The 20,829-nt window shown below is 45.0% G+C and carries 24 protein-coding genes and 1 pseudogene; 4 read left to right on the top strand and 21 right to left on the bottom strand.

Translation table 11 applies throughout. The features are described from left to right. Window positions 1-44: 44 nt before the first annotated feature. The gene (gene ald, locus ABMB67_RS00180; protein ID WP_354570737.1) at window positions 45-1,160 is read right to left on the bottom strand and encodes an alanine dehydrogenase; all 1,116 of its coding nucleotides are present in this window, start codon (window positions 1,158-1,160) and stop codon (window positions 45-47) included. Between the two features lie 133 nt (window positions 1,161-1,293). After that, window positions 1,294-1,707, bottom strand: a complete 414-nt coding sequence (locus tag ABMB67_RS00175; RefSeq protein WP_354570736.1) for a hypothetical protein — start codon at window positions 1,705-1,707, stop codon at window positions 1,294-1,296. Window positions 1,708-1,805: 98 nt separating this feature from the next. Here ABMB67_RS00175 and ABMB67_RS00170 point away from each other — a divergent pair, with 98 nt between their 5' ends. After that, complete coding sequence (locus tag ABMB67_RS00170; RefSeq protein ID WP_354570735.1) at window positions 1,806-2,243, top strand: DUF2621 domain-containing protein; 438 nt, start codon at window positions 1,806-1,808, stop codon at window positions 2,241-2,243. A gap of 188 nt (window positions 2,244-2,431) precedes the next feature. Here ABMB67_RS00170 and ABMB67_RS00165 read toward each other — a convergent pair whose 3' ends face one another. From ABMB67_RS00165 to ABMB67_RS00115, 11 genes are all read right to left on the bottom strand, one after another. Continuing rightward, a complete protein-coding gene (locus ABMB67_RS00165) occupies window positions 2,432-2,941 on the bottom strand; it encodes a CcdC family protein (protein ID WP_354570734.1) in 510 nt (169 codons plus the stop codon). Between the two features lie 167 nt (window positions 2,942-3,108). Further along, window positions 3,109-4,176, bottom strand: a complete 1,068-nt coding sequence (gene mnmH, locus ABMB67_RS00160) for a tRNA 2-selenouridine(34) synthase MnmH (protein ID WP_354570733.1) — start codon at window positions 4,174-4,176, stop codon at window positions 3,109-3,111. Window positions 4,177-4,657: 481 nt separating this feature from the next. Then, window positions 4,658-5,794 carry a Ger(x)C family spore germination protein gene (locus ABMB67_RS00155; RefSeq protein ID WP_354570732.1) on the bottom strand — a complete coding sequence of 379 codons (1,137 nt, stop codon included), beginning with the start codon at window positions 5,792-5,794 and terminating at the stop codon, window positions 4,658-4,660. Between the two features lie 4 nt (window positions 5,795-5,798). Continuing rightward, a complete protein-coding gene (locus tag ABMB67_RS00150) occupies window positions 5,799-7,247 on the bottom strand; it encodes a spore germination protein (RefSeq protein ID WP_251222114.1) in 1,449 nt (482 codons plus the stop codon). Then, a complete protein-coding gene (locus ABMB67_RS00145; RefSeq protein ID WP_354570731.1) occupies window positions 7,237-8,328 on the bottom strand; it encodes a GerAB/ArcD/ProY family transporter in 1,092 nt (363 codons plus the stop codon). Before ABMB67_RS00145 ends, ABMB67_RS00150 begins: the two co-directional genes overlap by 11 nt. 260 nt (window positions 8,329-8,588) lie before the next feature. Then, a complete protein-coding gene (locus tag ABMB67_RS00140) occupies window positions 8,589-8,804 on the bottom strand; it encodes a YneF family protein (protein ID WP_251194082.1) in 216 nt (71 codons plus the stop codon). Between the two features lie 122 nt (window positions 8,805-8,926). After that, window positions 8,927-9,391, bottom strand: coding sequence for a sporulation inhibitor of replication protein SirA (gene sirA, locus ABMB67_RS00135; protein WP_251222112.1), 465 nt, complete (start codon window positions 9,389-9,391; stop codon window positions 8,927-8,929). A 210-nt stretch (window positions 9,392-9,601) separates the two neighbouring features. Next, the gene (gene tkt / locus ABMB67_RS00130) at window positions 9,602-11,599 is read right to left on the bottom strand and encodes a transketolase (RefSeq protein ID WP_251222111.1); all 1,998 of its coding nucleotides are present in this window, start codon (window positions 11,597-11,599) and stop codon (window positions 9,602-9,604) included. A 185-nt stretch (window positions 11,600-11,784) separates the two neighbouring features. Beyond that, a complete protein-coding gene (locus ABMB67_RS00125; RefSeq protein ID WP_251222110.1) occupies window positions 11,785-12,024 on the bottom strand; it encodes a DUF896 domain-containing protein in 240 nt (79 codons plus the stop codon). 71 nt (window positions 12,025-12,095) lie between these two features. Next, window positions 12,096-12,743, bottom strand: a complete 648-nt coding sequence (locus tag ABMB67_RS00120; protein ID WP_251222109.1) for a YneB family resolvase-like protein — start codon at window positions 12,741-12,743, stop codon at window positions 12,096-12,098. Further along, window positions 12,728-12,994 (bottom strand): hypothetical protein, encoded by a 267-nt coding sequence (locus tag ABMB67_RS00115; RefSeq protein ID WP_251222108.1) that lies wholly within the window; start codon window positions 12,992-12,994, stop codon window positions 12,728-12,730. The genes ABMB67_RS00120 and ABMB67_RS00115 overlap by 16 nt, the downstream gene beginning before the upstream one ends. A 150-nt stretch (window positions 12,995-13,144) precedes the next feature. On the opposite strand from ABMB67_RS00115, the gene lexA reads away from it, so the two are divergent. Next, window positions 13,145-13,768, top strand: coding sequence for a transcriptional repressor LexA (gene lexA, locus ABMB67_RS00110; protein ID WP_251222107.1), 624 nt, complete (start codon window positions 13,145-13,147; stop codon window positions 13,766-13,768). 35 nt (window positions 13,769-13,803) lie between these two features. On the opposite strand, the gene ABMB67_RS00105 is transcribed toward lexA, so the two are convergent. Both ABMB67_RS00105 and sda read right to left on the bottom strand, forming a co-directional pair. Continuing rightward, window positions 13,804-13,977, bottom strand: coding sequence for a hypothetical protein (locus ABMB67_RS00105; protein ID WP_251222106.1), 174 nt, complete (start codon window positions 13,975-13,977; stop codon window positions 13,804-13,806). A gap of 155 nt (window positions 13,978-14,132) precedes the next feature. Then, on the bottom strand, window positions 14,133-14,285 hold the full coding sequence (gene sda, locus ABMB67_RS00100; protein WP_251222105.1) for a sporulation histidine kinase inhibitor Sda: 153 nt from the start codon (window positions 14,283-14,285) through the stop codon (window positions 14,133-14,135). A gap of 170 nt (window positions 14,286-14,455) precedes the next feature. Here sda and ABMB67_RS00095 point away from each other — a divergent pair, with 170 nt between their 5' ends. Then, complete coding sequence (locus ABMB67_RS00095; RefSeq protein ID WP_251222104.1) at window positions 14,456-15,028, top strand: hypothetical protein; 573 nt, start codon at window positions 14,456-14,458, stop codon at window positions 15,026-15,028. A gap of 64 nt (window positions 15,029-15,092) precedes the next feature. Here ABMB67_RS00095 and ABMB67_RS00090 read toward each other — a convergent pair whose 3' ends face one another. Next, window positions 15,093-15,257 carry a hypothetical protein gene (locus tag ABMB67_RS00090; RefSeq protein WP_251222103.1) on the bottom strand — a complete coding sequence of 55 codons (165 nt, stop codon included), beginning with the start codon at window positions 15,255-15,257 and terminating at the stop codon, window positions 15,093-15,095. A gap of 181 nt (window positions 15,258-15,438) precedes the next feature. Between ABMB67_RS00090 and ABMB67_RS00085 the strand changes: the two genes are divergently transcribed. Next, a complete protein-coding gene (locus tag ABMB67_RS00085; protein WP_251222102.1) occupies window positions 15,439-16,479 on the top strand; it encodes a tripartite tricarboxylate transporter substrate binding protein in 1,041 nt (346 codons plus the stop codon). A gap of 78 nt (window positions 16,480-16,557) precedes the next feature. Here ABMB67_RS00085 and ABMB67_RS00080 read toward each other — a convergent pair whose 3' ends face one another. The 5 genes and pseudogenes from ABMB67_RS00080 to ABMB67_RS00060 all read right to left on the bottom strand — a co-directional run bounded on the left by ABMB67_RS00080 (window position 16,558) and on the right by ABMB67_RS00060 (window position 20,742). Then, window positions 16,558-16,911 carry a Ger(x)C family spore germination C-terminal domain-containing protein gene (locus ABMB67_RS00080; RefSeq protein WP_354570730.1) on the bottom strand — a complete coding sequence of 118 codons (354 nt, stop codon included), beginning with the start codon at window positions 16,909-16,911 and terminating at the stop codon, window positions 16,558-16,560. A gap of 72 nt (window positions 16,912-16,983) precedes the next feature. Beyond that, window positions 16,984-17,673 (bottom strand): annotated as a pseudogene (locus tag ABMB67_RS00075) (spore germination protein). A 196-nt stretch (window positions 17,674-17,869) separates the two neighbouring features. Then, window positions 17,870-18,019, bottom strand: coding sequence for a hypothetical protein (locus tag ABMB67_RS00070; RefSeq protein ID WP_354570729.1), 150 nt, complete (start codon window positions 18,017-18,019; stop codon window positions 17,870-17,872). Window positions 18,020-18,913: 894 nt separating this feature from the next. Further along, window positions 18,914-20,263, bottom strand: coding sequence for a type I glutamate--ammonia ligase (gene glnA / locus ABMB67_RS00065; protein ID WP_354570728.1), 1,350 nt, complete (start codon window positions 20,261-20,263; stop codon window positions 18,914-18,916). An 83-nt stretch (window positions 20,264-20,346) separates the two neighbouring features. Then, a complete protein-coding gene (locus ABMB67_RS00060) occupies window positions 20,347-20,742 on the bottom strand; it encodes a MerR family transcriptional regulator (protein ID WP_251222097.1) in 396 nt (131 codons plus the stop codon). Window positions 20,743-20,829: the final 87 nt, after the last annotated feature.

The following is a 20,829-nucleotide window of genomic DNA, read 5'->3' as shown; positions in this document are numbered from 1 at the left end:
TCTAAAGACATCCCGCTGTGGGAAAGAATCATTACACTGTTTTTTTAAGAGAAAACCTGCTCTGCCGCTACATAGGAATAGCCTAAGTCACGTGCAACGGCCTCGTAGGTGACATGACCTTTTGCAATATTTAATCCGAGCTGAAGCGCTTTGTTTTCAAGCAGAGCCTGTTCAGCCCCTTTGTTGGCAATTTGCAGGGCGTACGGCAGCGTGACATTTGTTAAGGCAATCGTCGACGTCCGCGGCACTGCTCCCGGCATATTGGCAACCGCATAATGGACGACATCATGCTTCGTATACGTCGGCTCATCATGAGTCGTAATCCGGTCCACAGTCTCAATAATGCCCCCCTGGTCAATCGCCACATCGACGACGACAGAGCCCGGGCGCATCTGCTTAATCATTTCCTCCGTCACGAGCTTCGGCGCTTTCGCCCCGGGAATCAGCACCGCTCCAATAACAAGATCGGAATTCGCCACTGCTTCAGCGATCGTCAGCGGATTCGACATTAACGTCTGAATATCGGAACCATACAAATCATCGAGCTCGCGCAGGCGTTCCGGACTCAAATCAATAATCGTCACATTCGCGCCAAGCCCCATCGCAATTTTAGCAGCATTTGTCCCGACAACGCCGCCGCCGATCACGGTTACATTTCCCCGCGAGACGCCTGGAACACCGGATAATAAAATTCCCATGCCGCCGTACTGCTTTTCAAGAAATTGTGCACCGATTTGCGCCGACATCCGCCCGGCCACTTCACTCATCGGCGTCAAGAGCGGCAGCGTCCGGCCAACTTGCACCGTCTCATAGGCAATGGCCGTCACGCCGCTTTCGACAAGCGCCTTCGTTAATTCAGGTGCCGCTGCTAAATGAAGATAGGTGAACAGCACGAGTCCTTCACGAAAGTAGCGATACTCACTAGGAAGCGGTTCTTTCACTTTCATGATCATATCGGCCTTTTCCCAAATGAGCGCACAGTCCTCTTCAATTTCGGCTCCGGCCTGACGGTACGCCTCATCGTCAAAGCCGCTGCCAAGTCCAGCATTTGTTTCGACGGTCACCTGATGCCCGGCCTGAACAAGACTCATCACACTGGCCGGCGTCATCGCTACTCGATTCTCATTGTTTTTGATTTCTTTCGGCACTCCTACTCGCATCTTCATTTCCTCCTTTTCTCTTCATGTCCTATTGTCAGTATAAGCCTTTCTACCTTGCCCGGACATTGTGCTCATGTTAAAAATTGGAGACCTTCATTTGTTAGTTTTCACAAAAACAATGGAAATTATTAACTTAGACAAAATAGCGCAGAAACTTCACCGCGAACATTGCCAGTACACTCAGCATTAAAAATAAGCCATACACTCTCAGCTTGGCAATCTCCTCTTCCGCTTCTCCATTTGATTCAATAATCTGCCGCGTCATCTTACTAGCCAGCCCTAAATAAGTCGCGATAACGATCCAAAGAAGCAGCACGACAAGAAACCAGACGCTCGTCCATTCGACATTCAAAAACAAGCCGCTTACGAAAGAAATCACAATCGCTCCATGACCGGCGCGAAAGATCCATCTATAAATCCGCAGCACCTGCAACAGCCGTGCCTGCCCATCAAACAGGCTGCCTTTCACTAAATACGAAAAAGGAATCAGCAGGAAAAACACAACAGACACAAGCACATGAATCCCATAGCTCACTAAATACCCCATATTGCTTCACCTCCCCTATCATCATACATCTTGAATTCATAGCGGCAAATCTTTTTTTGTGTTAGGATAAAATGGAGAAAAAAATGGGGTGAAGAAAGATGCCTACCTGGTTTATGTGGTTTATTGTCTTCTGGACGATATTTCTAATTACCGTGATGTTTATCGGCGGATATTTTATGTTCCGCAAATTTCTGAAGCGTCTGCCCAAAGAAGACGGGAAATCCATCCTTGATTGGCAGGACTATTATATTGAAAAAACGCTGCATTTGTGGAGCGACGACGATAAAAAGCTGCTCAATGAGCTTGTTGAACCGGTACCTGAGCTGTTCCGCGATGTCGCGAAAGGAAAAATCGCCGGCAAAATCGGCGAACTGGCACTTGAGGACAACATTGAGGAATTAACGCAGGAGTATATTATTAGAGGCTATATTTTGGCGACACCAAAGCGCGACCATAAGTTTTTAATCAAGAAGCTGAACGAAAAGCAAGTCGATTTGAGTCCTTATCAGCATTTGCTTGAAAAAAGCTCATCCTGACCAAAGAAGAGGCTGTGACAAAAGGTTGTTTTTTTACCTTTTTGTCACAGCCTTTAAGCAATGAGCGGAACCGCCACGATCTTTTAAAGCCCGTTGTGAGTGGGTTTCTCACAACGGGCTTGTGGCGTGTAAAGCCATTGCCAGTAGATCCAAAGCTAGTTTTGTCTCAAGCCCCTTTCATTTTTACGTTACGTTTGAACAGGCACAACCCACTTTGATTTCGGCTTTGTTTCGAGCTGTTTTTCCACTTTTTTAAAGCGAAAAAACATCGCAATCCGCCACGGCAAAATCATGCCATAAGCGAGCAGAAAAAACATTCCGGCCAACTCTTCCACGTCAATCGCATCACCAATGATGACTTTAAACAAAATCCGCACAAGCAGCAAGCCGATTAACAGAAAGGCAAACGCCTTTGAACGCTTTAAGTAAATCCGGTTTGCTCTAATTTCAAACTTCGACATTTTAATTAGGAAAATCGAAAAAAACATCCCAACGGCAAGCGCCTCGACTACTTGTAAAAAGTCAGGCCGTGCCGGCTCATATAAAAACATAAAAAAACCAGTAGACATAAAGACCGGCGGTAAAATAATTTTTTTGACACTGGCCGGTTTTTTTGTCGCTTTCAGCCGAATAAAAATCGCGAGTATGGCCATTATCGCAGCTCCGATGGTCGAGATCCAAATATAACTGTCCTGCAAGCTGCCCACTCCTTTCTAAGGCAACAACGCGTTTGCCACCTATTTAAAGATACATGAAAGCGGACAAGGATTCAATCGCTTTCCGTCATCCCACTATATTCGCTTTATTGAAATGCGTCCGCCATCCCCCTCATCCAGACACGGCTTGCATCAATAAATCCGTTATCCTACCGGGCCACTTCCTGCTCTTTCCATTGTTCAATCAAGGAGATAAGCTTGTCAACCGCAATATCGATTTCGCTGTACTCCAGCACTTCTGCCTTGGAAGGATACTGCTTCGCAGCATGCGCATAGCGCGGATCATAATAGAATTCAAGCAAGGTGGCAAACATCTTTTGATAATCAGCTTGCTCCCGCAACGCTTCAAGCTCTTTATACAGCTGAGGTGTAAGATATTTCTTGATTTTCTCGACCGCTTCCCAAATCTCGCTTGCATACTGTTCCGGCTGGTAGGTGTTGTAAATATGCTCAACCCGTTTCCAAAATGGATACACAAGCTCGACTCTCGTCCCCCGTTTTTTCCCTTCAATGATGAATTCGGGCAGGACAATATGGCCGATTCGCTTGCTTTCCGCTTCAATGATGAGATAGCTTGAATCATCAAGCTCCTGCAAACGCGCCATCAGCTCATATTCAAACTGCTTTTGGCTTTTTTGTGCCAGACCGATATGGCCGAAGACAGAGCCGCGATGACCGGCCAGTCCTTCCAAATCAACAACCGGATAGCCTTTTTCAGCCAGCCGTGAAAGGATTTCTGTTTTTCTTGTCCCCGTATGACCGGCAATCACGAGATAGTCCCGCTTTTTTTCCGCCTGCTCGGCGAGCGATTGCTGAACATACTGACGGAAGGAACGGATCCCTCCCTCCAGCTGGTAACATTCGATCCCGAGCAACGCCAATGTAGCAGCAACCGTCTTGCTGCGCATTCCACCGCGCCAGCAATAGACAACCATTCTTTTATCGGGAGCCTGCTGCTGTAGCTCTTTCGCCTTCGCAAAGAAATCCGGCCATTTCGGCGCGTAAATCGCCACCCCGGCTTCAATTGCCGCTTCCCGGCTTTGCTGCTTATAAATCGTCCCGATCTTCGCTCTCTCCTCATTTGTAAACAAAGGAAGATTCACCGCACCTGGCAGACGATACTCCGCGAATTCAGCCGGCGAACGGACATCAATGTATAAATCGCTCTCATAACAGAGCTGCTTACGGGTAACCGTTTCAATTTGAACATTAGACACACGACATTCTCCTTTTCTCTTCAGAGGGAACACGGAGGGGCTGGGCAAAAGGTAAAAAAACTACCTTTTGTCCCAGCCCCCTGTCCATCCAACGATTAGTTCCATTGCTCTTCCAAACCGCTGGAAAGGATTCCCCATCTACGTCAAACCGTTGATGCATCAGACTTTCATCATTCTCCGTACAGGTTTTTCACTGAATAAAATATACCATACGCCGCCGTTTAAGTCCAGAAGGGGTTTACCTGACTACTCTTGCAAGCCCCCTCAATCATTCGCTTCCTTTTTATAATTTCTGTACCACTCTTGTAAATTGGGATAGGTGCTTGTTAATGGAAAAATCCCTACTGAATTACTGCTTCTATCAATTCTGATGAGCTGCTCCTTATCATCTGTTACGACGACAAATATATAGTTTGAAGGACTGGCAATGATTTCGTTCACTTTTCTCCCATCAAAAAATTGTGGTGCAAATCTAACACCTCTAATTATAAGGCCCCTTACTCCTTAAGTGAAAGTCGACCGTGATCTGTTTTAAAGAATCATTATCTAGCATGTATTCGTTCAACTTGTCCGGCTTTATCCCTTGATGAAACAGTTTGTTTTTCACGTAGTAGACATCAGCTTCTTTTTCAATTGCTTTATTGTATGTCTGTCTGATTTCCTCTTCAATCTGTCTTGTGATAAGTTGTTCTATCGTGTCCAGAGATAAGTCTTCTTCCAAATCGGTCAGCGAGCCGGATGCTTTTACGGTAACCGTAACCTCAGCTTTATTCCCGTTTGTTGTCACTTCCACTTCGCCTTTTGTGTCTGTCACATTGACCGATCCTTTAATTTCTCCCCCTTCATAAAAATCGAGCGGGATGTTATCGGCTGTATCCAGCAGCCATCTTTTCCCCACTAATTCGGCGAATGACAGCCACTCTTTGGCGAGGCCTTTCTGGCTGTCAATTGGAAAGGCTCCATCGATGATTAACGTGCTTTTCGGCTCAAGAGCTTTCGCCGATTGGGACCATTGCGTTTTATTGATTGAAATGGACGGCAGCAGGCTGATTTTTCCCGCTTCCTTGTATTCGGCGATAAAGGTGTGGAGTCGTTTCGGCTCAATATACGAGTTCATATCAAACATTTTTTCCGGACTGTACAAAATCGTATACAAAGGAGGAAGCTGAAAAAACCCGGTGATCGTCAAAATCTCACGTATGGAGTTTTTCGTGCCAAACACCCAAGGGGTATAGCGGAATTCCCCGTTTTTTTGCAGGGATTCATGGACTTCCTCCAGCCCATGCTCCAAGACAGATTCAGAATAAACAATCGTCCCGATATGAGCCCAGTTGATCGGAATTTGCGAAGTCCGGTACAAATCAAAAATCGCATCATTAATTGTCCGGCCGCTTACTTCCCCAATATATAATGGAATCGGCTCGGCAGCTTTATTATTTTCCTGAGTAACAATACTTGAGAAATCGAGCAGTTGGGTATAAATCGTATAGCGACCATCGTGAAAATCAATCCCGATCGCCGTCACATAGCTTTCTTCCCCCAGCTCCTTCGCATCCCAACATCCCGAGAGGAGAAGGAAGAATAAAAGCACGAGTCCACCTTTATACGAAAAGTTCATCTTCTTATTCCTTTCTATCAGGATCATTGACATTAAGCGTCTGTGCCCGCTCTTTGACGGAAACAACAGGAAGCTTAAACAGCGCCTTCATCACATCGTTCCTATCGAAAGGTGAAATCGGGCTTAAATAAGGCAGGCCGAAAGATTCCAATTTCGCTAAATAGCCGAGAACGAGAAAGACACTGCTAAAAAAACCGAGCATTCCAAGTATGGAAGAGAGCAATATCGCCAAAATCCGTAAAATGGACACCGTGCCGTATAAAGCCTGATTTCCAAGAGTAAACGTTGAAACAGCGGTCATCGCCGAAACGACTAACATCGTCGGTGAAGTGAGCCCCGCCCGGATCGCAGCATCACCGACAATGAGCCCGCCGACGACAGCAATTGTTTGTCCGACCGCTTTCGGAAGGCGCACCCCTGCTTCACGAAATATTTCAAACAGCCCGATGACCAATAACATTTCAACCGAGGTGCTAAAAGGTACACCGAGTCTCGAAGATCCGATTGTCGCCACAAGTGAAAAAGGCAACTGCTCGACATTAAAAGAGGTTAACGCCACCCAAAAAGCGGGCAAAAACAAGGAGGTGAACAAGCCTAAAAAACGGATAAGCAATTCAAATGTCCCGTAATAATATGGGATGTGCTGATCTTCAGGCGTTTTTAAGTTAAAGATCAAATTCGCCGGCGCAATAAGCACATTCGGCACATTATCGAGCATGATCGCACATCTGCCCACCGCGAGGCTGGCGACAACGCCATCAGGACGAGACGTCGCTTTCAGTAACGGAAATAGCGCAAGCTGATTGTCTGAGAGAAGGGCAAGCAATTGATTATCGGTTTCCAAAATATCGATGTCAATTTGCTCTAGGCGTCTCGTTACTTCTTCAATGAGCTCCTGATTGACCACATCGCTCAAATAAAGGAGCTGGACATTCGTTTTACTTCTTTTGCCGATTTCAAATTGCTTTGCAACAAGGGTTCTCGTTTTGAGCCGCTTGCGAATCAAGGCTACATTAGAACGGATGTCCTCGACAAAAGCATCCCTTGGGCCACGGAGAGAGACTTCGGTCGTTGATTCTTCCGGTGTTCTGACTGGAGGGTTGACCGTATCGCTTAAAAAGCACCTGTGTCCGATAAAAAAAGCGGTATAGCCACTGTACACTTTATCCAGTAACGTTTCCTCTGCTTCTTTTTTTCGCTTTTTCCCATCAAGATTGAGTCGTATCGAGCAGCGGACAGATTCAATTCCGCGGACTCCATTATCTGCATAAGCGTGCTGAAACTCCTGCAAATTTTCATTAATCATTTTCTTATCAATGAGACCATTGCAAAACAAGACAAGCACGCTGTTACGCTCTTCCCCTTTAACGAGAACATGCTCTTCCATCGTAATATCCGCTGACTGCTGAAAAAGGTTTTTTAAAAAGTCTTTCATTTCCTGGTCATGTTTCATTCTCCTTCATCCTTTTTCTTGAGAATTTAATGAATAATGCGATACATCCTGTTAACAAACAGCCGAACGCCGCTCCGATAAAGTAATAAAGATGAAGAAATGAGAGAAACGTTTCATTCGAAATAGGCAGTAAAATAAGAATAATAAACATAAGACAGATGCAGAGCTGGACGAGTATCCGTTTTTTTTTCTCTTTAATCGAAAGCAGCTGTGTTATGAGATAAAGAACGAGGGCAACCCGAAGTAAATTACCGGCCGACCATTGATAAATCGCCAGGAAGTCGACATGGTTGAAATAATCGCCGATTCTTAGCAGCCGCCATTGAAAAAATGAAGGATATCGAATATTCTTCGCTTCATGGACGCCGAAAATCGCGATGCTTCCAATTAGTGGACCGGCTGTTAATCCAGCCAGAAAGGTATTCATCAAAACGAGGTGCAAAAATTTAATTTTCCGCCTTATTTCGTGCTGCAAGAAGATAAACAAAAAGATTTCCACGCCAGAGCCGATCACATAAACTGCACCATGAAACACATCCTGCCAGTTATTCTCAACAAGGATCGGGGTAATCAGATCATAGTTCTTATCCGTCATCGTTCCAATTGAGACGAACACCCCCAATAAAATGACGAATGGCAGGATCATACCGGCGCAAATCGCGAGAACATTCAGGTGATTGTATGCAATAAAGAAAGACGGCAAGAGAAACCCAATCGCAAGAACGAGCGCGGGCGTATTGAATAAATAGGTTTCCGATGTCCAGTTGATCGTTTCTTCAATGCTTGTCCAGCCTGTTACAAATAAATAAACGAGTAAGAAAAAAGCAATGAGCCGGCTGGTCGCTTTGCCCACGTTCGCCGAGAGCCATTCCAAACACGATTTTTCCTGAAAACGCTGGATCACATAAACGAGTAAAATGGAAAACAGCAGCATGAACAAATAACCCGCAATCACGCTGAGCCAGGAGTCCCGGCCAGCCGAACCAATTAATAAAGGGGTTAAAATAACATGATTACTAAAGCCCGTACTTAAGAGAAAAATACTAAACAATTGGGTAATCGTAATTTTCCTTCTCATCATCCACTCTATTCCTGTCCCGTATTTTGTTTGTAGTGTTAGATTTTTTGGACTTTTTATACAGGAATTGAACGCAATCAGAAGCGAGGCTACTATGATCGGCGAGCGACTGAACAAGGGAAAATCATGCTTTTCAGCAACAAAAAAACCACCTTTCCCTGCTCAAGGTAGCAGAAAAAAGTGGTTTGATGAAAGAGTAAGCAAGCGGCGCAAACAGCTTGTCCGTTCGTACAGACCCTGTTTGAAGCCGTTGCGAATAAAGCTTATTTCGATTGCTGCTTCTGCATCGCTTTCATCATTTGATTGATTTTCTTTTGGGATGGATTCTGACCCATCTGCATCATCATGACACGGAGCATTTGCTCGTTAATCGGCGGATTCTTTTTCAAATAAGACATCATCGTCTTACGTGCAATAAAGAAGCCGAGCGCAATTCCAGCCACGACAGCCAGTGTATAACCAAGAATATGAATCCACATAAGTACCAACGTCCTCCTTCGTGCTATTAAACCGATTGGACACCGCCAATCAACCTAATCCATTATATCGTAATGATAAACGATTTAAAAGCACTTAAGGAAAATATCGCTAACGAGTCTGCTTATCCATGAGACTGTGATAATGGAAATTGCTGTTTGATTGGCCGCAGCCAGCCAAAGCGCTGTTCATTAAGCGAAAGGGCAAAGAAAGTCGGTTCGCATTTCCGCAGCACTTCAAAAAACATCGTCTCCGCCTCGGTGCTTTCCTCGCCATCCGAGGTCAAATAGAGCGCCCGTCGTTCAATCATCAATTCTGCCTTCGCGCCCCGGCTGAACAAATCGAGAAAGTAGCGGTTTTTATGCTGAATGTAACCCCGCTCATAACTAAACGCTTCATTTAATTTTTGCTGCAACAGTAAGGCCGGAATGGGTTTCGTAATATATTCAATTTGTTTACTCAACAGCTCACGCTTTTCTCCCCTAGCCTGCTCATGCTCTTTAAACAAATGAAATAATTTTGCCTCTTGTCCGTAATACTGACGAGCAACACTTTCTTCAAATATGAATAATTCATAATGTCTCATCATGGACACCCTTTCCTCAAACTGATTTCTATTAGTATACAGAAAGGTGACAAAATTCCTTGTCTAATCAAGAGCGAATTTCCCCACTAGTTTTGTCGAAAAAAGAGTGCCAAAAGGGGGATTTCCCCTTTGACACTCCTCCTAGCGGCAAGTCAGTCTCGCCGCTGCGATATTTTCCATCACAGACGCTGTGATGCTAACATACTCCTGCTGTTACTTTTGTAACAAGGCCTTTACCTTGGCGACAACATTATCGACAGTAAATCCATACTCTGCAATAATCTTCTCTCCCGGCGCCGACGCTCCAAATTGATCAATCGCCAGTACATCGCCGGCCGAGCCGACATATTTGGCCCATCCTAAGGAAGAACCCATCTCAAGTCCAAGTCGGACGCTGATGCTCGGAGGAAGAACTTCATCCTTATACTCCTGAGACTGTGCTTCAAAACGATCCCAGCTCGGCATGCTGACAACATTGGCATGAATGCCTTCCTTTTCAAGCGCAGATTGTGCTTCAACAGCAAGCGGCACTTCGGAACCAGTCGCGAGCAGCAGAACATCCGCTTGCCCATTTGCCTTCGAGACGACATATGCGCCCTTTTTCACGCCTTCATACGCACGCTCGGAAGTGCCCTCGATCGTCGTCAAGTTTTGACGCGTCAAGACGAGAGCCGTTGGTGTATCCTTGCTTTCGAGCGCAAGCTTCCAGGCCGCAACCGCTTCGTTGCTGTCACCAGGGCGGATGACAGAAAGGCCCGGCATCGCCCGAAGAGAAGCGAGCTGTTCAACCGGCTCGTGAGTCGGGCCGTCCTCTCCGACCGCAATACTGTCATGCGTGAAGACATAAATGACCGGAAGCTTCATTAACGCCGCGAGACGGATCGCCGGACGCAAGTAATCAGAAAAGACAAAGAACGTAGCGCCGAATACTTTCAGCCCGCCATGAAGCGCCATTCCGTTTACCGCTGCCCCCATCGCAAACTCACGTACACCGAACCAGATGTTTCGGCCTTCGTAATGATCACGGCTGAAGTCACCAAGACCTTTCATCATCGTTTTATTGGAAGAAGCAAGGTCAGCTGAGCCACCGAAAAGCTGAGGCACAGTCGCCGCAAAAGCATTCAACGCTTCGCCGGAAGATGAACGTGTCGCTACTTTGGAGCCAGTCTCATAAACCGGGGCATTCGCATCCCAGCCTTCTGGAAGCTCTCCTTGCAACGCCAGTTCAAATTGGGCAGCGAGCTCAGGATAAGCCTGCTTGTACTTCGCAAACAGCTCGTTCCACTCTTGTTCCTTTTGCCCGCCTTGTTCTTTTATAGCAGCAAAATGTTCACGTACTTCATCCGGAACATGGAAATCCTGTTCAAATACCCACTTGTAGGCTGATTTCGTCAAGCCTACCTCTTCTTTACCGAGCGGTGCCCCGTGAGAAGCCGATTTCCCCGATTTATTTGGTGAACCGAAGCCAATCACCGTCTTTACTTCAATTAGCGTCGGACGTTCATCTTGTTTCGCCGCCTCAAGCGCCTGATTGATTTCTGCCAGGTCATTACCGTCCTCGACACGAATCACTTGCCAGCCATACGCTTTATAGCGATCTTCTACGTTTTCGGAGAAAGAAATGTGCAACTCTCCATCGAGAGAAATATCGTTTGAATCATACAAAACAATTAAGCGGCCCAGCTTTAAATGACCGGCAAGCGAAGCGGCTTCAGCCGAAACGCCTTCCATTAAATCACCGTCACCGCAAATTGAATATGTATAATGGTCAACGATTTGAAAATCATCTTTATTATATGTACTTGCTAAATGACGTTCAGCCATCGCCATTCCGACCGCCATCGCGATCCCTTGTCCAAGCGGACCTGTCGTTGCTTCCACACCTGGCGTATGACCATACTCCGGATGTCCAGGAGTTTTGCTTCCCCATTGACGGAACTGCTTTAAATCCTCAAGCGAAAGATCATAGCCCGCAAGATGAAGCAAGCTGTACAGCAGCATTGAACCGTGTCCTGCTGATAACACAAAGCGGTCACGGTTTGCCCAGTTCGGGTTCGCCGGATTGTGGTTCATCCATTTTGTCCATAAACTATAGGCCATCGGCGCCGCTCCCATCGGCATACCGGGATGTCCTGAATTCGCCTTTTCAATACTATCAATCGACAGTGTTCGAATCGTATTAATCGCTAACGCATCAACTTTATTTCCCATCTTAACAACCATCCTTTCCAATAGGTGAAAACGAGCATTTCGCCTTTTATCATATACTTTCTCCCGTGTTTTCACAAGTGTTCTCTGAAGATTCGCTTTATGTTAGAATGCTCTGTTTCATAAAAGAAAAACTGCGCAGCGATTCTTTAGAGAGAAAGACCTGCAAGAAAAAAGCGACAGCTCATTTAATGAGGTCGCTTATTTTGATTTTCTTTGCTTAATTTAAGGGCATCAGGCGTGACGTCATTTCCATTGCCATCCACAACCGTCACGTTGTGAAGCTGCTGTTTAAATGACTGCCTGAACGTCTGGATATATTCATTTCGAAGCGTCTGCTGCTCCTGCGCTTCGGATTTCGTTAGCCCGGATGTTTTCGCCCGTTTGGCCAATTCATTAATTCTTGCAATTTTTTCTTTTGATAGCATCGCTAAAGCCACCTCCATGTTCTTCTAACTTTACAGGAAGACAGCCCGTCTTTCAACAGAAGCCGCTCGGCCTACTGCTGCTGTTCCCGCACATAATCCTGGTAGCGGCGATGAACGGTCGCCTTCGAGATGTCGTAGCCCAGCCCCCTTAATGTGGCGGCGATATCATGAAAGGTCAGCTCGAGCTTTCTGAGACGGATAATCTCTTCAATCGGCGCTTCCTTCTTCTGGCGCCCGCCTGCATGCGTCCGCTTCAGATTCTGTTCCGGCCGATAGCCATTTTTGATCGCTGTTTTCATTCCTCTTTTGATTTTGCTATTTTGCAGCTTGCGCTGGTATTCCTCCACGATCGCTACAATTTCCAATACCATTTCATCCGCTTCAGACAGAAACAGCTCTCCTTGATCGCGGATCGATAACACCGTCACGTTCAGCTTACGGAGCTGGTGAAGCAGGGCGATCTTCGCATTTCCCCTGCCAAGTCTCGTATCATCCTGAATCAGCAGCGTGTCCGCTTTACCTTCCTGAAAAAGATCAAGGACAGCGAGCATTCCTTCCCGGTCGACTTCATAGCCGCTTGCCGTCTCTCTGATCTGCTCCACGACTTTCAGCTGCTTCTTTTCTGCCAACTGCAAAAGCTCCGTCAGCTGACGCCGTAATGAAGATTCCTGTTGCGCTTTTTCCGTACTGACGCGGCAATAAATTATCGCTGCTCCCATTCGTTTTCGTCACTCTCCGGCTCCATCTCTTCATTTGAATAAACAAACAGCCAATTGTCCTTCTCCATCGCTTGATTGAGTTGCAGTGGATGCGCCGGGCCGGCAAACAGGTCTTCCTCCAGCTGTTCGGCGTCATAGCCGACCTGTTGGTCTCCCCGATCGCTTGTTAAAAGAGCTGTATACATAAATACTAATGCGACAATCGCCAGTATGACAATAAATAATTCCTGTCCAGTAAGTCGTTTAATCATTTCGCTTCACCTCAAATAAGAATATCTGTTCGCTTTTATAATAATAAGAACAAGCGTTTGTGTCAATAGTTTTTTTAGAACTAACGTTTGCATTACATATGTTCGCATGGTACAATTTAGCTAAACAGGAAAGCGAATTGGGGTGACATGATGTCAAAGCTATCAAAGAGACAGCTTGAAATACTGGAATACATTAAAGACGAGGTAAGGAAAAAGGGATATCCGCCCTCTGTAAGAGAAATTGGAGAAGCCGTCGGTCTCGCTTCCAGTTCCACGGTACACGGTCACTTGTCCCGCCTTGAAAAGAAAGGCTACATCCGCCGGGACCCGACCAAGCCGAGAGCGATTGAGATTCTTCATTTGGATCATGAGGTTCAAGCTGTTAAGGAGCAAAAGACGACGTATGTTCCGATCATCGGAAAGGTCACTGCGGGGAATCCAATTACCGCGGTTGAAAATATTGAAGATTACCTGCCTCTGCCTGATCATCTCGGTTCACATGAGAATACATATGTTCTTGTGATTCAAGGGGACAGTATGATTGAAGCCGGAATTTTCGATGGAGATATGGTCATTGTCCGCCAGCAGCAATCGGCTGACAACGGGGATATTATCGTTGCGATGACAGAAGAAAACGAAGCCACCGTGAAGCGTTTCTTCCGCGAGAAGGATTACATTCGCCTTCAGCCGGAAAACTCAACAATGGCCCCGATTTTATTAAAGGATTGTACGGTTCTGGGAAAAGTGATCGGCGTTTTTCGGACGATTCACTAAGCAAACCCATATATTGCTGAAGCGCTTTGTTCTCATTAGAACGAGCGTTTTTTATTCTCGCTTTGAAAAAAAGAAGGAAACCCTTCCTCTCTGTACTTTGCCGAATGAACGAGCCATTTTAAAAATTCGACTTCCTTTTGGGTAAGCTTTCGGCCCAGCTGCTGCTCCAGCATCTTTTCCATTTCTTCTACTTTTTTGGCCAGCTTCAACTTCCTTCCTCCTTTTCTCATCTAAACTTTTTCAGCTCGCTGAAACGATTTTTCTTTAAAACAAATGAGGATATGACCAAGGTTTCCCTTTGACATATCCTGTATCCAGTATGTAAAAAGGTGAAGCGATCCTATCTATTATAAGGCTGGTGCTACTAAACACTTTTCAGCTCTCTTACTTTCAGTTCATTTTTTAACGTTTCAATGAAATCATGCTCTAACCCACACTTGATCGCTTCGGCTAATGCTTCCTGCAACTTATCATCAGTCAGCTTTTCAAGACTTTTGTTGTAGCACGTTATGTACATGTCGTTCATCCTTCCCTTATTTATTACTGATAAATACCCACTATCTTCATTCTTAAAACGTAATTTTTTCCTAATTCCACTCATGAAAGCAGTGCTTTGTATAGGATGACAGCCTGAGTCAAACAATAATAAAGGCAGCGGCATCTTGTTGACTTTTAGGAGGGCAAAGTATGAATGAACAGCAACAGCTTTATGCAGAAATTTACCGGACAAAAGAAAAACTTCTCGAGTTAAATTCAAATTACTGGGACTTATACTCTGACTTTTCTACCTGGTACTTCTGGGTTAATTTACTGACGATCCTATTACCTCTCTTTTATTTGTATAAAAAGCTTGATCGGACAAGGTTTTTTGAAATATCATTTTATGGCTATACCGCCCATGTTCTCTGGTCAAATATTGATCAAATGCTTTCGATGTATAACCTGATTGATCATCCTCACCGCTTAACGTATGTCCTGCCGTCCGGAATCACGATCACTGCAGTGCTCTTTCCGGTAACATTCATGTTGTTGTATCAATATTGCAGCAATCGTCAGAAAAGCTTTTTCCTTTATGCCATTTTCGTTTCCGTCTTTTTTTCTTTTGGGCTTGCAGGATTTTCAAGGCTAATTGGCCTCCTTACGATGCACAAGGGAATGAATCTGTTTTATTTATTTCTGATTGACATTTTAGTCGCTTATGCTGCTTATGCATTTACGGCTTTGTTCAAATACTTAAAACAAAGGAAACCGGTGATATAGCAAACAGAAGTCAACAAAGGCTGTCGACTTCTGTTTTTTTCATTTGTTAGTGCCTCTTTTATATTCAGCCCCAAAGCTTCTCTACTTTTAACGGAACGTATACTTTGTCGCTTTTGATCGCTTTATGAATAATCGGATTTTTAAATTGATTGCGCAATTCCTTCTCCAGCTGTTTGCGTCTTTCGGCCGCCTGCTTACTCATGCTCATGTCAAGATTGTCTTTTTCCATTTCGCTCTCTCCTTTTCTTGATGTTTACCTGTCTTATTCCCGATTTGCCTGTCGTAAAACAAAGAAAAATCAAATTATTCATTGTCATTTTTCAGAAATATGATACTATTATTACAATACTTATCATTCATAGTTGTTTTGTATGATTTATAAGCAAACACAGATGGGGGAACGAGAACACATGAGAAAGCCAAAGCCATTATTGATTCTTTTATGCGCAATCGGAATTTTCTTCGGTTTGGTCGCTTGCGGGCAGAGCGAGCAGACAGCTACAGAAGGTCCGGCGGATCAAGACGAGCAGACAGATGAGACGAGTAAGGAGGAAACAGCAAGCCTGGAATATCCAACGAGGGATATTGTCATTTTAGTCGGACATGGGGCCGGCGGCGGAATGGATACATTTTCCCGCCAGGTTGCCGCCGGTCTCGAAGACAGACTCGGGGTAAACGTCAATGTGATCAATCATGAAGGAGCGGGCGGCGTGATCGCCAAGGAAATAGGCGCCAACGAACCGGCCGACGGCTATACGATTGTCGCCACGGGAGCCCTGCCGATTCAAGTGGCGATGGGAACAAATACCGACAATCAATTAAATGTCTTTACCCCGATTGCCCGGCTGCAAAGTGATACCTTTGCTTTGCAGATCAAGCCAGGCACGTTTGAATCGATCGAGGATTTGTTCGAGCAAGCGAAATCAAGCACGATCAAGATCGGCGGTACAGGGATCGGCACTACCGATCACATCGTCTTTACGATGCTTCACGCAGAAACGGAATTGGCGATTGAATTCATTCCGTTTGAAGGTGCCGGTCAAATGCACGCGGCGCTTCTCGGCGGCCACATCGACGCGATGCTGGAAGAAGTCGGCCCTGTCGCCTCTTCTATCGAGGCTGGAGAAATGGAGCCAATTCTGTTCTTCGCCGAGGAGCGGATTGACGATTTCCCGGATGTTCCAACAAGCGTGGAACTTGGTTATGATATTACGACTGGCGTAGAACGCGGTTTAATGATCCGCAATGAAGTACCGGACGAAATTATTGAGCTGTTGGAAGAAACCGTGAAAGATATTTACGACTCACCTGAGTATAAAGAATTTGAGAAAAATGCCTTTTTGCATCTTCGTGAAGGTTGGCTCAGCTCAGAAGAATACCATGAAAAACTAACAAACGACATCGAACTGTTTACCGAAATTTTATCTTCAATCGATACGGAACAACAATAGAACAAACGCTTTCAGGGGCTGGGCAAAAGGGAAAGAACAAATAACCTTTTGCCCAGCCCTTATGCAATTGGCTTTTCTTTATCTGATAACCGCCGGAGCTTTTAAATCAACATCGACATTGATCTGATACTTCAGCTCAGGATAGAGCCTCTTCCATTCTTCTTCCTCGGTTTTCGTGCTGTTCCAATGTCTCGCCCGGTACTTCAGACCAAAGCCGAGTGGATCTACAGCATTGTCTTGAAGTTTTGCGACTAAATCGGTGAGATCGTTTTTGATCTTCTCCTCCATCGATTCAGCGATTTTGGACAAATCGGCACTTTGAATCAGCTTTGGAGAGCTTTGTTCCTCCACTTTTCCTTTCACGTCCACTTTTATCAGCGCCCTATCATCAGCTTCAAGAGAAATACGGGCGGCTGCTTTATCAATCGACATCATCAGCATCGAACGCGGCTAAAACAGCGTTCATTAGCGCCAGCATAATAAGAAGCGGCAAAAAAAGAAAAATCACCCGCTCAATAATGAAAAATTCCATGTACATGGAATCCGTAGCCGCAGCCCACGGGAAAAGAAAATGGGCGACGTTATAGGTTCCGTGCAAACCGACAGGAACCGGCAGCCTCGTTCCGGCGATGTCAACGTCAGTTGAATGCGGGTAATTTCAGGATTATACGCCACAAATAAAATGTAGAGCCCCGGCAAAAACGTACTGATCAAAAAAGCAAGATAACGCAACGACGTTAAAATCAAGCGAACTGCCAGCTGCTGGTAGTGATCATCCATCGATGACAAAAAATCGAACAGAATCGACGGAATAATCATCGCCGTCGGACTGTTTTCATCAAGAAGGATGATTTTCCCTTCCGCCAGATTTTTCACGACGCGGTCAGGCCGCTCGGTTATCACTAAGGTCGGCAGGATGCTCCATTTATAATCGATCAAATATTTATGCAATTGGGTGATCGATTGCAACATATCGACATCCATTCGGGAAAGCTTTTCTTTTACGTGCGCCAGCAGTTTTTTATCAACGAGCTAGTGATCAATTAAAACTGCGATATCAGATGGCGCCCGCTTTCCGATCTTTTGCACATCAACCTGCAAATGAACAGAATGATAGCGGTTGCGAATCAAGTTCAAGTTCGTAATCAGCTTTTCATTAAACGCATCCTGCGGCCCTTGAATAATCGGCTCCAACTCGGACTCGCCTCAACATTTTTCAGGTCGACCAGAAAGATCGTCTCGTCTAAAAAGACAATAATATGTCCTTCCACAACCCTTTGAATCATAAGCTCCACATCATCTGTCTCCAGGCTATCCGGAAACGAACGGAGATATGTTTCATAGTCAGACTTCGTTTTTGTTTCAAACATCGGAATCATGATAAATTGCTTTAGCGCAGACTCTTCACACAAGCTTTTATATAAAGCAAATGCGCTTTCGCATCCCCAGCCTGCATGCTGCGCGAAACGACATCAAAGGCGTCAGCGAATGTCTCAGTGATCTTCTCTTTACTCTTATTAATTGACTCTTGTTTGTCCATGGGAACCTTCCTTGATTTATTGGCTATTATTTAACATTTCTCATTTTGCGGAATATACTCTTTTAACCAAACTTGATCTAGTGTCTTGGCGTATTTCTGTTTAAGGGAGAAATTAGGCGTAAAGAAAAAGCGCTCATCTTTGAGCACTTTTTCTTCCAGTTTGTCAGCCTTAATGCTTTGCAAGTAGCTGATAATAAGCTGTTCTATTTTAAGTTCCTTTCCCCTTCAACACTCATTTACTTCCTTCTTCTTAAAACAACGATTATTAATAGTATTCCTACAATGATAAAGATGATATTCGACAAAATAAAATCAATCATCCATGTTCTCTCCTTATATGATATTCCGCCAATCCGCTGCATGCCTTCGAGTCGAAGAAATGAAAGTGGCAGTCCATTCAATGAAGGCCGTGTTTAACGACCCAAAAGCAGGCTGAACTTTATACTTTGTCATCAACTGATCTACGAAATTTTTTAGCATATGGTTTCATAACAATCCATCCTAAAAAAAATAAATATAATTATTAAAAGCACCTCGCACAGAAGATGTGATAGGTGCTTTTTACGTCTTAAGATTCGTTCGTGCTTGTAGTACGCTTTTACACGTATAATAACACGTGCTGTAATAGAAGTAAGAAAGGAGAACATAATGAAATCGTACTCGTCATCAGACCTCATAAAACTGATCGAGAAAGAAGGATGGATACTTATTAGGGTAAAGGCAAGTCCTCATCAATGAAATACGCAAATTAACCTCACCAGTAATGTGTTTACTACCATATTAGCACGATTTCAGGTGCCAAACGGACATTTAACGGACATCACTCTAACGCCATCCAAGTAAAGAGCCAAAATATAAAAACCCTCAACGCCAACAGCGTCAAGGGTTTCAATCTTAGTAGTTTTGCAGGTATTGGTCGCGTTCCCAAGGGTGAACCTGGGTGCGGAACATATCCCATTCGATTTCTTTTGCTTCCACAAAGTGCTCAACTGCGTGCTCGCCGAGAGCTTCAACTAGCACTTCGTCGCTGATCAGCTTGTCAACCGCTTCTTTCAATGTAGCTGGAAGATCGTTAATTCCTTCTTCGATGCGCTCTTCCTTGCTCATCACGTAGATGTTGCGGTCTGTTGCCGCTGGTGGCGTTAATTTTTTCTTAATGCCGTCAAGACCGGCTGCAAGCATTGCTGCCATTGCAAGATAAGGGTTAGCCGCAGGGTCCGGGCTGCGCACTTCGATACGTGTACTAACGCCGCGTGAAGATGGAATCCGGACAAGCGGACTGCGGTTGCGCATCGACCATGCTACATAGACAGGTGCTTCGTAGCCTGGTACAAGACGCTTGTAAGAGTTGACGATTGGATTCGTAAGCGCAGTGAAAGCTTCTGCGTGCTTAAGAATTCCGCCTAGAAATTGCATCGCTGTTTCGCTAAGCTGACTGTCTGTTGATTCGTCAAAGAACACATTTCCGTCTTTGTCGAACAGTGACATGTTACAATGCATTCCTGATCCGTTCACGCCGAATAATGGCTTTGGCATGAATGTCGCGTGAAGACCATGCTTGCGGGCAATCGTCTTAACAACGAGCTTAAACGTCTGGATGTTGTCACAAGCTGTAACCGCATCTGCATATTTAAAGTCAATTTCGTGCTGGCCAGGTGCTACCTCATGGTGGGAAGCTTCGATATCAAAGCCCATGTCTTCAAGCTCAAGTACGATATCACGACGGCAGTTTTCACCTAAGTCAGTTGGCGCAAGGTCAAAGTAACCACCCTTGTCGTTCAGTTCAAGTGTCGGCTCACCCTTTTCATCATTTTTGAAAAGGAAAAATTCCGGCTCAGGCCCGATGTTGAACGCGGTGAAACCAAGCTGCTTCGCTTCGTTCAGCACCCGCTTAAGAATACCGCGCGGATCTCCTTCAAACGGAGTTGGCTCTTCACCCGGTTTACCAGGCTGATAAATGTCACAAATAAGACGGGCTACTTTCCCTTTTTCCGGTGTCCAAGGGAAGATGACCCATGTGTCTAAATCCGGGTACAAATACATATCTGACTCCTCGATACGAACAAACCCTTCAATCGAAGAACCGTCAAACATCATTTTGTTGTCAAGCGCCTTTGGCAATTGATCAACCGGTATCTCTACGTTTTTAATGATTCCTAGTAAGTCGGTAAATTGAAGACGAATAAAGCGGACGTTTTCTTCATTTGCAATGCGCATAATGTCGTCTTGCGTATACTTTGCCATCCTATGTAATCCCCTTTCAAAATCATTTATTTAGAAAAACAAGCGCTTCGCTAAAAAGGCGTTGTTTTTTCTTAATCTAATTTTCAATGAAAGAAACGCGACAGCTGACCTTGGATAATGGAAGCCCGTCCCATCCGGCCGGCCATAACAAGCTCATTCTTCAGATGCTTTCTCAGCTCGCGGTCGCTCATGCTTTTATCTGTTTTCTTTTCCGATTCAGCATGGTTCTGCGCCTGCTGCTTCATCTGGATAACCTGCTTCACCCCGGAAATATTGACACCTTGTTCAATTAAAGCTTTAATTTCTAACAATCTATCAACATCGTAAAAGGAAAACAAACGCTGGTTTCCCTTCGTTCTTGCCGGTGCGACGAGACCGTGCTGTTCATAATAACGAATCTGTCTGGCTGTTAATTCCGTTAACTGCATGACAATTCCAATTGGAAACAAAGGCATATTTCGACGAACTTTATCGTTCATGTCAGCAACCTCCTTCGCTCTCTATTTTATTCTACTAGATGTCAAATACCGTGTCAACAGATGTCAGGTTAGTTGACATCAAATTGC

The sequence above is a fragment of the Halalkalibacter oceani genome (assembly GCF_040544555.1).
GTDB lineage: Bacteria > Bacillota > Bacilli > Bacillales > Bacillaceae_D > Halalkalibacter > Halalkalibacter oceani.
Note: the sequence above shows the minus strand (reverse complement) of the source record. Positions and strands in the feature narration are given on the sequence as shown.